General features: G+C 51.5%; 12 protein-coding genes. 6 read left to right on the plus strand and 6 right to left on the minus strand.

Features of this window, described 5'->3' with window-relative positions:
- Positions 1–602: 602 nt before the first annotated feature.
- The 3 genes from B1748_RS12715 to B1748_RS12725 are packed head-to-tail and all read right to left on the minus strand — an operon-like array spanning position 603 to position 2,793.
- A complete protein-coding gene (locus tag B1748_RS12715; protein ID WP_087568297.1) occupies positions 603–1,343 on the minus strand; it encodes a hypothetical protein in 741 nt (246 codons plus the stop codon).
- Between the two features lie 29 nt (positions 1,344–1,372).
- Positions 1,373–2,083, minus strand: a complete 711-nt coding sequence (locus B1748_RS12720) for an ankyrin repeat domain-containing protein (RefSeq protein WP_087568298.1) — start codon at positions 2,081–2,083, stop codon at positions 1,373–1,375.
- Positions 2,080–2,793, minus strand: coding sequence for a MerR family DNA-binding transcriptional regulator (locus B1748_RS12725; RefSeq protein WP_087568299.1), 714 nt, complete (start codon positions 2,791–2,793; stop codon positions 2,080–2,082). Before B1748_RS12725 ends, B1748_RS12720 begins: the two co-directional genes overlap by 4 nt.
- Positions 2,794–2,956: 163 nt before the next feature.
- On the opposite strand from B1748_RS12725, the gene B1748_RS12730 reads away from it, so the two are divergent.
- Complete coding sequence (locus tag B1748_RS12730; protein WP_087568500.1) at positions 2,957–3,838, plus strand: alpha/beta fold hydrolase; 882 nt, start codon at positions 2,957–2,959, stop codon at positions 3,836–3,838.
- Between the two features lie 180 nt (positions 3,839–4,018).
- Here B1748_RS12730 and B1748_RS12735 read toward each other — a convergent pair whose 3' ends face one another.
- Positions 4,019–4,726 carry a Na-translocating system protein MpsC family protein gene (locus B1748_RS12735; protein ID WP_087568300.1) on the minus strand — a complete coding sequence of 236 codons (708 nt, stop codon included), beginning with the start codon at positions 4,724–4,726 and terminating at the stop codon, positions 4,019–4,021.
- A gap of 257 nt (positions 4,727–4,983) precedes the next feature.
- Positions 4,984–6,540, minus strand: a complete 1,557-nt coding sequence (locus B1748_RS12740) for an ATP-binding protein (protein ID WP_087568301.1) — start codon at positions 6,538–6,540, stop codon at positions 4,984–4,986.
- Between the two features lie 575 nt (positions 6,541–7,115).
- Between B1748_RS12740 and B1748_RS12745 the strand changes: the two genes are divergently transcribed.
- Genes B1748_RS12745 through B1748_RS12760 form a run of 4 tightly spaced genes read left to right on the plus strand, consistent with a single transcriptional unit; the run spans position 7,116 to position 11,071 of the window.
- Positions 7,116–8,201 carry an iron-siderophore ABC transporter substrate-binding protein gene (locus B1748_RS12745; RefSeq protein WP_087568302.1) on the plus strand — a complete coding sequence of 362 codons (1,086 nt, stop codon included), beginning with the start codon at positions 7,116–7,118 and terminating at the stop codon, positions 8,199–8,201.
- The gene (locus tag B1748_RS12750) at positions 8,194–9,234 is read left to right on the plus strand and encodes a FecCD family ABC transporter permease (RefSeq protein WP_087568303.1); all 1,041 of its coding nucleotides are present in this window, start codon (positions 8,194–8,196) and stop codon (positions 9,232–9,234) included. The genes B1748_RS12745 and B1748_RS12750 overlap by 8 nt, the downstream gene beginning before the upstream one ends.
- The gene (locus tag B1748_RS12755) at positions 9,231–10,268 is read left to right on the plus strand and encodes a FecCD family ABC transporter permease (protein ID WP_087568304.1); all 1,038 of its coding nucleotides are present in this window, start codon (positions 9,231–9,233) and stop codon (positions 10,266–10,268) included. The genes B1748_RS12750 and B1748_RS12755 overlap by 4 nt, the downstream gene beginning before the upstream one ends.
- A complete protein-coding gene (locus tag B1748_RS12760; protein ID WP_087568305.1) occupies positions 10,268–11,071 on the plus strand; it encodes an ABC transporter ATP-binding protein in 804 nt (267 codons plus the stop codon). The genes B1748_RS12755 and B1748_RS12760 overlap by 1 nt, the downstream gene beginning before the upstream one ends.
- An 8-nt stretch (positions 11,072–11,079) precedes the next feature.
- Here the strand turns inward: B1748_RS12760 and B1748_RS12765 are convergent, their stop codons facing one another.
- Positions 11,080–13,398, minus strand: coding sequence for an AraC family transcriptional regulator (locus tag B1748_RS12765; protein ID WP_087568306.1), 2,319 nt, complete (start codon positions 13,396–13,398; stop codon positions 11,080–11,082).
- 246 nt (positions 13,399–13,644) lie between these two features.
- Here B1748_RS12765 and B1748_RS12770 point away from each other — a divergent pair, with 246 nt between their 5' ends.
- Positions 13,645–14,550 carry an ABC transporter permease gene (locus B1748_RS12770; RefSeq protein WP_087568501.1) on the plus strand — a complete coding sequence of 302 codons (906 nt, stop codon included), beginning with the start codon at positions 13,645–13,647 and terminating at the stop codon, positions 14,548–14,550.
- The last annotated feature ends 11 nt before the right edge of the window (positions 14,551–14,561 follow it).

Genomic DNA, 14,561 nt, shown 5'->3' on the forward strand with positions numbered 1-14,561 from the left:
GCGGCGAATGGATCTGTCTGCTTCGTGCCTATCTAGAGCAGCCATGGTCGAAGATGTTAGAGAACTTACAGAAGCCGAAGCAGCGAACGAGTCGAGGTAGACGCAAAAAGGGCGGCCGGCCACGTAAGCATCCAAAACGATTAAAGCCAAAGCGCATCCTATATTGGTAAAGTCACCCACAACTGAATCAGGCACACCTAAAAAAATGGAGGGATTGTCGTTGCTCACTTGAGGATGGCCTTTTTGTGTCTTTTGACGTACAACCCTCTGTCAGAAACTCAACTTTGTTTATGAAAATCCTTGGCCCAACTTGTGCCACGAGAATCCGAGAACAACGAATAGCCATTTCGGTAGGCTCTATCTAGGTAGGCTAGCTCTTTGCAAAATTTCTGCGTCTAACACGAGCCCAGTCTTTTATAGCAGAATTTTCTGCTTTATCCGGCCGTCTAGCACGAGCCCGGCCTTTTATAGCGGAGTGTTTCCCGCTTTATTTGGGCACCGGGGCACCCGGCAACAGGTCGCCACCCGCGGCCACTGTGTCCGGCCTAGTTGGTCGCCCGCCTGATCCGCCAGCGTCTTCAGCCGTTGTCAACTTGCGCTATTCACTGCCCAAACTGCACGCAGCCCTGGGACAGTAGCCACTGCTTGATGTCGGCGAGCAGCTGTCCGGCATCCTTCTCGTAAATCATGGCTACTTCCTGCCGATTAGCATAATTGAAACGGATATAACCGCCTAACCGGCGATTGAACAGCTTGCACCCGTATTCGTTCTCGATGACCAGATCCGGCGGAAAGGCTTCGCGGCACAAACCCGCCAGCTGCGGCAGCGTAAGTCTGTCTTGATCGGGCGGCAAGCGCAGGAAGAGATGATTCCTTGTATCCGACCGCGGCTCGTAATACACTTCATCCTCTTGAACATTGCCGTAAACCACGCGAAAAATTTCATCCAGCGAACGCGCATAAGCCTCGTCGTCTTCCGGCTCCGATACATCCAGCGAGAGCCGCTGCAACTGGTCCCCATGCCGAGGGAGCCACAGCACCTGACCGGTCGGTGGATGCACCGCAAGGAAATCGCCGTCCACCGAGCTCCCGATCGCTATCAGCTCGCCGATCTGCTGCTGGGTAATGGGGCTGTCCTCGTCATGCTCCCACAGGTCGTAATCGACGAATGGCTTCAGCACTTCCGCATCGGGCCAATAGACGTTCATCCACCCTCTGTACGTCCCCGCGCCGAAGCGCTGGAGAAACCGCATATATCCCGGCGGGAACACGGCTGTCGCCTTTTCTTCCGGAATCTGCCCGCCCCGCTCAAGCAGCGGATACGATTGGGATACCAAATACATGGCCACACCTCCTATATGCTGTCTCCCGCCTACTTGGCCCCAGCCTCCACTAATAGCTTCTCGATGCCTGCGAAGCCTTTCGAGCGGGCATGCTGCAACGGGGTCACGCCTTCTTTGTCCGCCAGGTCGACATCCGCTCCATGCCGAATCAGCAATTCCACGGTCCGCTCCTGCCTCTCGTTCCCGTTATTTAGAATGATGGCCTCCAGCAGCGCCGTCCAGCCCAGGTTATTGACATGATTGACGTCGATATCCGTCTTCGTCAGCAGTTCCTGGACAACCTCCACGTAACCGTGCTCGGAGGCGGGAATTAGAGCGGTACCTCCGTAACGGTTCGTAATGGCGGGATCGGCGCCCGCTTCGATCGTAAGTTTGAGAATTTCCAGATACCCTTCCGCCCCGGCATATAAGAACGGTGAGTTTTTCATCCCGTCCCGTATATTGACGTCCGCCCCCGCTTCGATCAGCGCCTTCGCCATCCCGATATCGTTGTTGTAGGTCGCGATCATGGCAGGCGTGCGCCCTTCTCCATCCTGTACATTGATGTCTGCCCCGTCCTGCAGCAGCTTTGCAATGGCATCCACTTGTCCCGCTTTCGCCGCAGCCAGCAGCTCTTCATTCAGACTCCCGTTCATGCTCCAACTCTCCTCATCCCGATTTTCTGCAGCTCCGCCGTCAGAATCCGCGCAGCCTTGAAGCACGAACAGACAGCACAGCCCGATAAGCATCCACTTCTTCATGCCTCATTGCTCCTAACCAACCCGATGTATTTCATAAGCTCAGCTATCGCATGGAATTGCGCCTCAAGCTTGCCGTTCAGCCGCTGAAGGGCGTACTGGAACGATTGATCGACCGTGGCATAACGATGTCCTTCGATTTCGTTCAGAAGATCCTTTAAAGTCTCGATATAATAGATCGTCTTCCTTAAGCTGCTGATGACCAAAATTTTGCGAAGCTCGGCTATCGTAAAGGTCCGGTAACCGTTGCCCGGATCCCGTGCCGATACGATCAGCCCTTCCTTCTCCCAATGCCGGATGGCAGAGGCGTTGACTCCGGCTAGCTCCGCCACCTGTCCGATGCTCATCCCATCCGTCAGCTTTACGTTGCGATAACGATCGAATGCCGTATGCCGGACCATTCGAATGATATCCTCGACGCGCCGTTTCTCCTCCTGGGCGATATGCAGCTGCCCGTTTACCAACCAAAGGGCATCCGTTGTCTCCCCGCCCTTGATCTTTCTCATGACATCGTAAGCCAAGGGGATTTCAAAGCCCTTCAATAACCACCGGATGGTGATAAAAGCCTGGAGATGAACGGATGCATAACACCGGTGATTGCCCCCGCCTCTAGGCACGTCGGGAAGCAGCCCTTGCTCTTCGTATCTTCTTAAGGTGGTGGTACTGACACCCAGACGCCGTGCCACTTGACTAGGCGTGTAGACCTTCGCCATGCTCTAGCGCCTCCATCCTTCAAGCCATACCTTAAAGTGCTTCGTTAACTATTCAGCCTACTCTGCATTATACCACCTACATTCTGCCGGACCAAACCGAACGATTGCATCCATGTTGTATCGTAGAAGATGAAACAGATACCGCTGAGGAGGAATGAACGCATTGAAAAAAAACATATCGTTAAGCGACGGTACGGCGCTAGCGGTCGGTTTGGCCGGCAATCCTGCAAATCCGGTCGTTATGCTTCCGGTGTTCAAGCAATCGGTGTACGGCAAGGATGCCGACAACTTGCGCATGTGGGGCGTCGATCCCGAGCTGGGCAAACACATGGTCGAGGGGCTGTCGGACCGGTTCAGGATTTTATATTTCGACTATGAGGGGCACCTCATGGGCAATCCCAGACCGGAGCTGCTGACTCCTTACTCCATCTGCCAGGACTTCCTGCAAATCGCAGACGAAATGAATGTACCGGTCTTCAGCTATTACGGCTACTCCTGGCTCGCTCTCGCCGGCTTGCAATTGGCTATTCGAAGTGATCGGCTGGAAAGCTTGATCATGGGGGGATTCCCGCCGCTCGAAGGGCCGTACAAGGAGATGCTGACCGTAACAACCCGAACGCACGAGCAGGCCTTGCGGCAGGAGAACAACGCTCATACAACCGTCCAGACATCCGAAGGCCCGGAGGGCTTCGATTGGAGCAGCGTCCAGATAGCTTTGGATCCCAAACAAACGAAACAATTCTACACCTTGTATGACCATCTGCGGGAGTTCGATGACAAGTCCATACATGAGCAGTTGAAGCTGCCGAGACTTGCTTTCGCGGGGGAGAGGGACACGATCGTATATGGGGAAAACTTTGGAGGCGTGACGGTAGATATCGCGGGGGTATTGCGCACGCATGAAGCGGCTTTGACAGAACAGGGCTGGGATATTGCGCTTTTGCAGGGGGAGGATATGGACCATACGAAGGCAATGCAGCCGGATACAGTTCTGCCCCTTATCAAACCGTGGCTAACGAAGCACTTGCTGGATCAAGGTAAGTAGGCTGTCGCCGTCCTTTGGCGGCGAAGTAAGTTTCATTTCGAGAAATAGAGGCCAAGTATAGAAAAAACTTATGCTTTCCTATATTTCATTAAAGAGGCTCGGTCTTTCCATAAAGACCGAGGCCTTCTCTATGGTCTGGCAGCCGCCTGGCGCTGCCCTTGTAAAGCTGACCAAGCATGCCTACGGGCTTAAGATAAGTACGATGACGCTTCGATCTCTCCCAAAGTCCCAATCAACGAATACGTCGACGATTCGCGCATTAAGTATTTGCTCCACATGTTTATTATCCCGCACAAATTGTTTCTCGAGACGAGTCAACGCCTCCTTCAAGTGTTCCTCGTCGCGAAGCCGGATCAGCTCCTTGCTCAGATCGATCAGGATCCCGTTCCGGACCACCAGCAGCGTTCGCTTGTTCAACTGGCGGGAGTAAATGTGTTCCGGCTCCTTTTGAATACGGCCGCTCATCAGAATCAGCTCGCGATGAAGCTCCTCCTGGCCTGTGTAGGGCTCCCTGGCCTCTTCTGCCGCAGCACTCTCTTCTATCGCGGCATTCTCATCGGACCACTGTCCTACGAAGACCCCGGAATGATAAGGCAACTCCCAGTCATAATAAAAATCGAGGTTGCTTATACCGGTTAATACCAGCAAATAGGCCTTAATCTCGGGGACTAACCAAGACATCACAATGTCCCGCGTATGTCGTATGGTCTGTTGCTGTCCCTGATTCAGCAGGATTCTCTCTGTAGGCGTCAAGAAATTACGCAGATAGATCACAATATAAGGCCTGTCTACGCTTACATAGATGGACTGAGGCCCTTTGCCGAATGCATCTCGCAGCATTTTCCCAATATGGCTTGCTATTTCGTTCTGGAAATGATTATCATTCATATGCTGTAAGTTCATCCTTAGTCTGTGTCCTGAAATTTCCATAAAAATAAAAAAAAGCCTAAACAAAGGTCGCGATTGCAACATTTATTTAGGCTTATGTCCAGCACTATCTCTGGTTCATTGCGGCCAGCTAAATTCCGAGTTCGTATAAATGCTATTGCTAGAATGAGAGCCTTTATCGCGTGAAAGAATAAGGTAATAGCATCATATCTGTTACCCTCACTTAATCTTAATGATTTTATGCCTAATTAGCAAGGTCAAAGCTTGTAAGATCGCACGCATTCTTCTAATGCTTGCTGCAAGGACCCTCTTGTCTCAACTCTTTCGTGCAGCGAAATTCCCAATTCGACCATCGTGCTTGTCATTTCTGGTCGGATGCCTGTCATAATGGCCTTGCAGCCTTGTATGGAGGCGCCGTTAACGATTTTAAACAACTGCGACATTATCTTGTCGTCCATATAAGCAACGCCGGATAAGTCGATGATGATTTCTTTCAGCTTCAGCTGATAGATCCGATCGAAGGCATGCTCCTGAATCTTCTTGATGCGAGCCGTGTCCAAGGTGCCCATGATGGGGAGAATCGCCGTATGTTCATACAACGGAATGACGGGAACAGATAATTCCTCGATCATAACGCGTTGATTCCGCAGCACTTCGTTCTTGAACTCGGCATAGCTGGATGCGAAATGTTTCAGGTAGGTGTCCAGCGTATAGTTGATCTGCCTCTCCAGCTGAAAAAACTCAATTTCGGTCTGTTCTACATTGGCGTAGTAGTGGTGCAACAAATCCCAATAGGTTTTGCGGAGCATCTGGATCCATTCCAGCTTCAGTATCAAGTCCAGGTTATGGCTGGCCCAATTCCTCCCATGTTCCTTGGCGTGCGCGATAAGACCTTGCTCGTTGCGTTCATTCAGCAGCATCACGACGGTATTTGCCGATTCCAGTATGGAGGCAGGGCTTATATCGGACACATTGATGAGCTCGAAGATTTCTTTGCCCTGCAGCTTGAGCGTCTCGAGAAACTCAGGCTGATTCGTTAAATAAAATTCCGGAAAGCTATGGTTCTGAACATACTTTACGTTCATCGGAATTGCCTCCCACTGATTCGATGTCGGATGATGAACCGGAAATTCGATAGAAAACTCCGTTCCTGCTCCCACCTCGCTTCTGACCCTTATGATCCCGTTATGCTCGTATACGGAAGCGAACACTTGCGTCAGTCCCATCCCGGTGCCCTCTGATTTCGACGTATAGAATGGCGTGCCCAGCAGCTTGAGCTTCCCCTCCGGGATCCCGACGCCCGTATCCGAAACCTTCACAAACAGTTTGTCGCCCGATTTATAATGCTTGACGGTTATGGTTCCGTGGTCGCCAGTGGCTTCGAAGGCATTTTTGAGCAGGTTAAAAAAAGCTTTTTTCAACTGATTCCGTTTGCCGTAAATTCTCGTATCGCAATCCGAGAATTGCTTTTGAATGGATACCTCATAGGATCGTTCTTGAAAGAGGTACAGCAAGGCTTCCAGCTCGGAACACAGTTGGATGTCATCGAAGGGCTCGTCCTCCAGATCCGGCTTCGAGACATGCAATAAATTTTGCATGGTATCGATAGCGTTTTCCAGCTCCGCGTAGGCGAAGTCCAAATACTTATGCGGCGCTTCGTGTTTAAGCAATTGAAGAAAGCCTTTAACCGCGGTCAGGGGATTCTTAACCTCATGGGCGATGCCCGCGGCGATCTGGCCGACAGATGCCAGCCTGTCCAGTCTTAGATCGGACTCGCTGACTTGATGTTGCTCGCGTTCTTGAAATGAAGACAATTATTGTACCTCCTTCTTATGGGAATATAGACAAAAAGGCCCAAATAGCAGCTCTTGTTCGCAGAGCTTCTATCCAGGCTTATGTCCAGCACTGTCTCTGGTTCATTAATACCTTATATGTCACGGGTTGCAGAGCGAAGACGATGACGCTCTTAGCGAGATGCGCATCCCAATCTACGAACACATCGTTAATCCTGGCGCGCAAGAAAGGCCCCAGCCGATTGCTGTTATTACTGACTTCACTTGCTCCACTAGGGATCATCCTTGCCTGAAGGCCAAAGCGTGTTGTCTTTCGCCCATTTTTATTGTACTCATACTGGGGATGGCGTTCAACCACTTCTCGCTCATTTTGTCACATTTGACAACGCTTTTTCCGCGACAAGACGCATATGGTCTCATCCGCGCCTTTAAACAGCAAATAAATCCCCACTGCCGGCCTCGGGATATTTTTGATTGACAACCCACCGATAAGACTATATATTTTATGATTATGATAATCATTATCGTTAATAAGCTTTATTATCCCATGAATTAGCGTTAGCTAAAATATATTTCAAGATAAGGAAGGTACACAAATGAATTCCAAACGCAAGTACTCATTATCCACGTTGTTCGTTGCCGCATTGCTTGCCATCGCGCTGGCAGGCTGCTCCAGTCAAGCCTCTACTTCCACTCCGTCGCCTTCCCCGACAACAAGCGCTGAAGCGCCTGCCGCTGCGACCGAAACGCCGGCTAAAGACGATACGCAATATCCGATCGTCATCAAGCATGCTCTCGGCGAAGCCGTTATCGAAAGCAAGCCTGAGCGAGTTGTAACCATCCAATGGGCGAACCATGACGTTGCTCTTGCCCTGGGCGTCGTTCCCGTCGGCTTCTCGGCAGCGAACTACGGCGTTCAAGACGACAGCGGGTTGCTGCCTTGGACAGCCGCGAAGCTCAAGGATCTTGGCGTTACGGATCCAAATATCTTCCAAGATACAGACGGCCTGGACTTCGAAGCCATCTCCGACGCGAATCCGGACGTCATCCTTGCCGCTTACTCCGGCATTACCCCGGAAGACTATGAAACGCTGAGCCAAATCGCTCCGGTTGTCGCTTACCAATCCAAGCCGTGGGCTACAACATGGCGTGAGCAAGTTCTCTTCTCCGCTGAAGGCATGGGCATGAAGGCAGAGGGCGAGAAGCTCATCAAAGAAACCGAAGCTTTGATCAAGGATGAGGCGAGCAAATACCCGCAAATGCAAGGCAAAAAAGTCGTTTGGGTCAACTTCTCGGCTAAAGATATGTCCAAGCTGCACCTGTATACGCCTGCAGACCCCCGCGGCGCATTCCTTATCGAGCTTGGCATGGAATATCCGGAGAGCGTCACGAGTCAAATCACAGACCCATCTGCCTACTCGCTGTCTTTGAGCGCCGAAAATGCCGAAGCGCTGAACGATGCCGATATCATCATCGGTTATGGCGACGAGAGCTTATATGAAGCAGTAAAAGCAGACTCCCTGCTGGGCAAAATCCCTGCGATCCAACGAGGATCCGTCGTGTTTATCGGCAACGGCACGCCGCTGGCCGCATCCGGCAACCCGAATCCGCTCTCCATCGCTTATACGATGGACGAATATCTGGCATTAATCGGCGGAGCAATCGACAAGCTCAATGAGTAGCTCTTCGATTCCGAACACGGGCAGGCTTAACTCGCATATACCTAAAAACTTTGCTTTGGTTCTGGCCGCTTGTATAGTTTTGCTTGTCGTATGCGTGTTGGCTTCGCTCGCCCTAGGCTCCAAGCCCTTGAGATTCCAGGAAATCATGGACGGATTATTCCGTTCCGACGTGGACTCCTACTCGGCCAACATCGTACGCAAGCGAATCTCGCGCACCGTCTTCAGCTTATGCTGCGGAGCGGCGCTCGGCGTGTCCGGAGCGCTGATGCAAGCCGTCACGCGCAACCCCATTGCGGATCCCAGCATTTTGGGCGTCAACATGGGGGCATCGTTATTCGTGGTGTGCGGCATCGCGTTCTGGAACATAAGCACGGCGAATCAATATATATGGCTAGCTTTGGCCGGCGCTGTGCTTACTGCAGTGTTCGTGTTCGGAATCGGCTCAATGGGGCGTGGCGGTGCCACGCCCATTAAGCTTGTTCTGGCCGGGGCAGCCACAAGCGCCGCCCTCGGCTCCTTAGTTACCGCTATCATGATTCCGCGTTCTTACGTCATGGACCAATTCCGGTTCTGGCAAGTCGGAAGCGTGGGTTCGGCCAGTTGGAGCGGCATCGGCACATTCGCCCCGTTTTTGGCCGTCGGACTCCTGGTCGGCTTCCTCGCGGCGCCCGCCCTCAATGCATTGGCGCTGGGAGACGACACCGCGACCGGACTCGGCGTTCGGACAGGAGCGCTCCGATTCGCCGCGGCGCTCGCCGGCGTGTTATTATGCGGCGCGACTACCGCGCTGGCAGGACCGATAGGATTTATCGGACTGTTATCCACTCACGTCATCCGCTTAATGATAGGACCCGACCTGCGTTTTGTTATCCCGATGTCAGCCATTGCCGGCGCCGGTATTCTTACCATAGCGGATGTGGGCGGCAGGCTCATCGGCAGACCCGGGGAGCTCGAGGTTGGCGTCGTGACGGCGTTTATCGGAGCACCCATACTAATCATAGTCGCTATGAGATCGAAAGTGCGTTCATTATGACCAATAATCATTCGACAATTGCTCTAATAATGGCAGGCCGGCGACAGAGACGCGGCCGATGGATACTTGTGACGAGCCTGCTTGCGGTACTGGCATGTATGTTGTGCTGCGCCATGCTTATGTTAGGCAACACCATCTATCCCGTACAGGACGTCATCCGTGCGCTGTCGGGCGAACAGCTAAAGGGCGTATCCTTCGCGGTGAGCACGATTCGCCTGCCGAGAATGCTGGCAGGGCTTTTTGCGGGATTTGCATTCGGTATTGCGGGATATACGTTCCAAACCATGCTGCGCAACCCGCTTGCCAATCCCAACTTGATCGGCATTACGTCAGGCTCCAGCGTGGCAGCCGTCTTCTGCATCGTTATTCTTCAAGCCGGCGGGGCCATCGTGTCCATAGCATCCGTCATTGCAGGACTTGCCACCGTCATCTTGATCTATGTATTGTCCCGAGGAAGATCCTTTTCGATCGGAAGGCTCATTCTAGTCGGGATCGGCATACAAGCGATGATTGATGCCCTCATCTCCTACCTGATGCTGGTCAGCGCGGAACAAGATCTGCCCGCGGCAATAAGGTGGCTTACGGGCAGCCTCAATGGCGCCCAGATGGACAGGCTGCCGCCCCTGATGATAACCGTATTGATCTGCACGCCTATCATCATCGTGCTTGGCAAACAGTTGAATCTATTGGAGCTAGGAGAGCAAGCGGCTACTTCCCTTGGCGTCGATACGGACAAGACCCGAATCGCGCTTATTGTGGCCTCCGTCTGTATGATTGCCATCGCGACCGCCACTACGGGACCCATTGCTTTCGTCTCTTTCCTTGCCGGGCCGATCGCGAAGCGGTTAGTCGGAGTCGGCTTCTCGAACATTATCCCTGCGGGTCTGGTAGGCATTAACCTTGTACTAGCGGCGGATCTCATCGGACAATTCGCTACCCCTTACAGATTCCCTGTAGGCATCATCACCGGATTGCTTGGAGCGCCGTATCTCATCTTCTTGTTAGTCCGAATGAATCGAAAGGGAGAATTATAATGAAGCCGACACATCACTTCCAGGTCGAACGGGTTGTCGCCGGTTATGAGAATCGAACAGTCATTCATGGCGTGGATCTTGTCATACCCAGCCATAAGATAAGCGTCATTATCGGCTCCAACGGGTGCGGCAAGTCCACGCTGCTTAAGACGATGGCGAGGCTGATCAAGCCCGAGTCCGGCACCATCACGCTCGACGGGAAACCGCTGGGCAAAATTCCGCCCAAGCAATTGGCCCGGGTGGTTGGACTGCTGCCGCAATCCCCTATCGTCCCTGAGGGTATTACCGTGACGGACTTGGTCGGGCGGGGGAGGTTCCCCCACCAGTCCTTGTTCGGCAACTGGACGAAGAAGGACTACGCGGCGGTAGCCGAAGCGATGGAAACGATGCGGATTACCGAATTCGCCAACCACAATATCGACGAGCTGTCGGGCGGTCAGCGGCAACGCGTCTGGATTGCGATGGCACTGGCGCAGGAAACGGATATTCTTTTCCTGGACGAGCCGACGACCTTCCTGGATATTACTTATCAGGTCGAAATTCTGGACCTGCTCACCGACTTAAACCGCAAGGCAGGCACAACGATCGTCATGGTCCTCCATGACATCAACTTATCCGCGCGATATGCCGATCATATTGTCGCCATGCACGAAGGCAACCTCGTGGCCGAAGGCACGCCGTCCGAGGTCGTGACCAGCACGCTCGTTAAGGACATCTTCGGACTGGACTGCACGGTTATACCGGACCCGATATCGGGATCCCCTATGGTCGTGCCAAAGGGACGGTATCATGTGCATTCTTAATCATGGATTTATTGGTTGCCGTCTTCTTTTTTCCTCAACGCCTCCTGCTCCCGAAAAGCCGAAGGGGACAGGCCGTACTTTTTCTTAAACAATGTCGAAAAGTATGTCGTATTGTAAATACCGACCGATTCGCTGATTTTTGCGGCCGTCTCGCTCGTCGAAGTCAGAAGTTCCTTGGCCTTCTCCAATCGGATACAATTCAGATATTCGCTGAACGATTGTCTTGTCGATCCCTTGAACAACTTGCCCAGATAACTTGGAGACAAGTCGGCAATATTAGAGACGAGCTCCAGGGACAAATTGGGTTCCGCGTAATGCTCCTGAATATAGTTTTGAACCTTCTCAATAACAATATTGTGCTTTTGCGCGTTTATCCAGTGGTTTTTCTCCTCGATCAGACTGCAAATATTGGCGCAATATCGATTGAAGAGGTTCTTGATTTCCTCCAGGTTCCCGGCAGCCTCGATTTCGGTAACCGCGTCCAGATACTCCGTGAAATTAGAGTCGGGAATATGCCGCAAATAATCAAAATGTTTGAGCAAGGAAAGCATGAATTGCGTGCTGTACGTAATCACCTGATTGACCGAGCCGTCTGAAATTTGCTCGATAAACTGTTCGACGGCTTCCCGAATGGCGTCCGGTTTGCCGGATTGAACGGCTTCGATCAGTCTCTTCTCGCAATCGGTCGGGTAGCTTGTGGTCGTCATGATATGCGGGCGGGTTATCTGGGCGTCCAGAATCGACTCTTTTCCATAAATCAGTCGATACTTCACATATTGCTGTGCCGAGTTATAGGAAAACGAGATGTTTTTTCTGCCATAGCTTATATCGCCAATCCCTATAGAGACCGTAAGCTTAAAGTATCGCTTCAGGAAACTCTGTACGTTGCGCAAGGCGGGTACCAGCTCCTCTGGCCGCTCGTTTTTTGCATACTGGCAAATGGCTACTCCTTCGTTCTCCCCTGTAGTCAGATAATCGCATGTACCGAGAGACTCCAGCATTTCCTTCGCAATATTGCCCAGGGCGAAGCGCAGCAGCGACTTCTGCCCGCTTTCCGCCCCTCCTCTCGCTGGCTCCAAATCATCGAACTTAAACACGATCACGCAGAAATAGGACCCGGCAAGCTCCTCGTCGATGTCCCGAATGAGTTCTTCGGGCACGGAGGTGTCGGGCGATTGGCTTCTGAGCAGCGAATGCAGATAATGGTCTCTAATCGTTCGCGATGATCGGTTAATCACGAATTGCATCGACTTTTCTCTCTCCTCCTGCGAAGCGAACATATCGGCCATGACCTGGTATTCGTCGATAAACGACGACTGCGGAGCGGATGTTTTCTGCATGATTTTCTCGAACAACGCGGATAGCGGCCTATAGATGCTTTTGCTCAGAAAAATGGATACAAGCAAGCCGATCAGCACGATTACTCCCGTCACAAGCAGCGTAACATTGCGAAGATGGTTAATGTCAGAGATAAGACTGGAATAGGGAGTAACGCTCACAAAATACCAGTCCAGTTCCCTGGACTTTACATAAGCGACCAGATGCTTCTTATGATCAATCGTCGTCGTAAAGCTGTTCTCCGTCTCATCCTGACCCAAAATCCGCTGCACGTGCCCCGTACCCGACAAATCCTCCAGAAACTGATTCGAATCCGTATGGGACAGCACCTTGCCTTCCTTGTTGATGACGAACACGTTGTTGGTTGAATCCGTTTTTCCGATTTTGCGGATCGTCGTCAGGATGGACTGCTCTTCTACATTAATGTAGATAAGCGGATTATTTGTGGCTCGCAGAGAGAAGTCCGGGTACAACAGAAAGGTCAGGAACTGCAGCGGCGCCCTCTGATTGCTATTAGGAACGGTCAGACTCCTCGGGTAAAACTCCATATATTGTTCGGCGCTGATGGCGTAGAGCGAAGCATCAAACGGAAGCCCTGCCGTATCGACGACCGTCGCCGTGGACGGTCGATAAATCCCGATACTGTGGATATACGGATACGAGCTTTGAATCTGGGACAATTGTTGAAAGACATGGTAATTCCTCGTCTTATCCTCCTGCGTATCATGCAAAAATGAAGTAATCTCCGGTTGGGTGAGCAAGGAATTGCCGATCGTCATGGCTTGGTTATAGACGACATCGGATGCGTAGCTTATTTGGGATAACACGGCTTTGGAATTGCGATCTATTTCTTGGATAGCGCTCCTCGAAAAAAAATAAAAGAGATAGGTGGAGAGCAGACTGACTGTGAGAAGGATGAGCAGAAAGTAGGATATGGTCAGCTTCTGGAATGCCTTATATCGAACAAGCCGATCCATAGTAAGTCGCATGAGAAGCCTCCGTTCCAGTTAGCTAGTGTAATCTAACCAATATAGAATAAACCCGCTTAAAAAGATACTTCATTCCTTATAAATGATGGTCATTTCGGATATTTGAAAGCCAATGTACGAATAGTGAAAGCGAAATCCGGTATTTAAAATTGGCAGCACCCGGACTCTGATATAGAGTTAATGCAACGCTCACAAAACTTATAGGAGGATACGAAATTGGAAAAAAGACAGCGACAGACATTCGGCATGTTTATGGATATCCGCAAGAACGGAACGTCTTACTTGCTGGTCCTCCCGGCGATGGTTTATACATTTATTTTCGGGTACATGACTTATCCGTATATGATCATTGCTTTTCAACGATTTAATTATACAAAGGGGATTTTCAATAGCGAATGGGTGGGGCTGCAGAACTTTGAGTTTTTCTTTCGCTCCTACAAAGCCGTCACAGTCACCTTTAATACCATTTTCCTGAATTTGCTCTTTATTGCCTTTGGTACGCTGACGGCTCTTGTGATTGCGCTCGTGCTGAACGAGCTGCGCAAGAAGCTGTTCGTCAAGATCAGCCAATCGGTCATGCTTTTCCCGCATTTCATCTCCTGGATCGTCGTCAGCTATGTGCTGTATGCCTTCTTCTCCATGGATATGGGACTTATCAATAAATTGTTGAATATGCTCGGAATCGCCTCTGTCAACTGGTACACGGAGCCGGAGGTCTGGCCTGCCATCCTCACTGCGATGAACGTATGGAAGGGTGCGGGCATGAGCGCCGTCATCTATCTGGCAACCATTACCGGCATCGACGAAACCTTGTATGAAGCGGCCGAGATCGATGGGGCCAATCGATGGCAGATGTGCTTGCGCATCACCCTTCCTCTCATGATGCCGACTGTCATCATTCTAACATTGCTTTCGATTGGAAAAATTATGTATGGGGACTTCGGCATGATCTATGCCTTGATCGGCGACAACGGCACCTTGTATTCGACCACGGACATTATCGATACGTATGTCTTCCGCTCGTTGCGTCAGATCGGCGACCCTTCCGAAGCGATGGCCGTCGGGCTGTTCCAGTCCGTCATCGGGTTCATTCTCGTCTTCGGCACGAACGCGATTACTCGCAAATTTTTCAGAGACGGCGCTTTGTATTAAGATCCCGCATC

Source organism: Paenibacillus sp. MY03, assembly GCF_002165585.1.
GTDB classification, from domain to species: domain Bacteria; phylum Bacillota; class Bacilli; order Paenibacillales; family Paenibacillaceae; genus Pristimantibacillus; species Pristimantibacillus agaridevorans.

Bases quoted from the DNA above. Each gene is read 5' to 3' on its own strand.
- B1748_RS12760 (WP_087568305.1), top strand. From the start codon at position 10,268: ATGAAGCCGACACATCACTTCCAGGTCGAACGGGTTGTCGCCGGTTAT.
- B1748_RS12735 (WP_087568300.1), bottom strand. From the start codon at position 4,726: ATGAATGATAATCATTTCCAGAACGAAATAGCAAGCCATATTGGGAAA.
- B1748_RS12715 (WP_087568297.1), bottom strand. From the start codon at position 1,343: ATGTATTTGGTATCCCAATCGTATCCGCTGCTTGAGCGGGGCGGGCAG.
- B1748_RS12745 (WP_087568302.1), top strand. From the start codon at position 7,116: ATGAATTCCAAACGCAAGTACTCATTATCCACGTTGTTCGTTGCCGCA.
- B1748_RS12750 (WP_087568303.1), top strand. From the start codon at position 8,194: ATGAGTAGCTCTTCGATTCCGAACACGGGCAGGCTTAACTCGCATATA.
- B1748_RS12725 (WP_087568299.1), bottom strand. From the start codon at position 2,793: ATGGCGAAGGTCTACACGCCTAGTCAAGTGGCACGGCGTCTGGGTGTC.
- B1748_RS12755 (WP_087568304.1), top strand. From the start codon at position 9,231: ATGACCAATAATCATTCGACAATTGCTCTAATAATGGCAGGCCGGCGA.
- B1748_RS12765 (WP_087568306.1), bottom strand. From the start codon at position 13,398: ATGCGACTTACTATGGATCGGCTTGTTCGATATAAGGCATTCCAGAAG.
- B1748_RS12770 (WP_087568501.1), top strand. From the start codon at position 13,645: ATGTTTATGGATATCCGCAAGAACGGAACGTCTTACTTGCTGGTCCTC.
- B1748_RS12720 (WP_087568298.1), bottom strand. From the start codon at position 2,083: ATGAAGAAGTGGATGCTTATCGGGCTGTGCTGTCTGTTCGTGCTTCAA.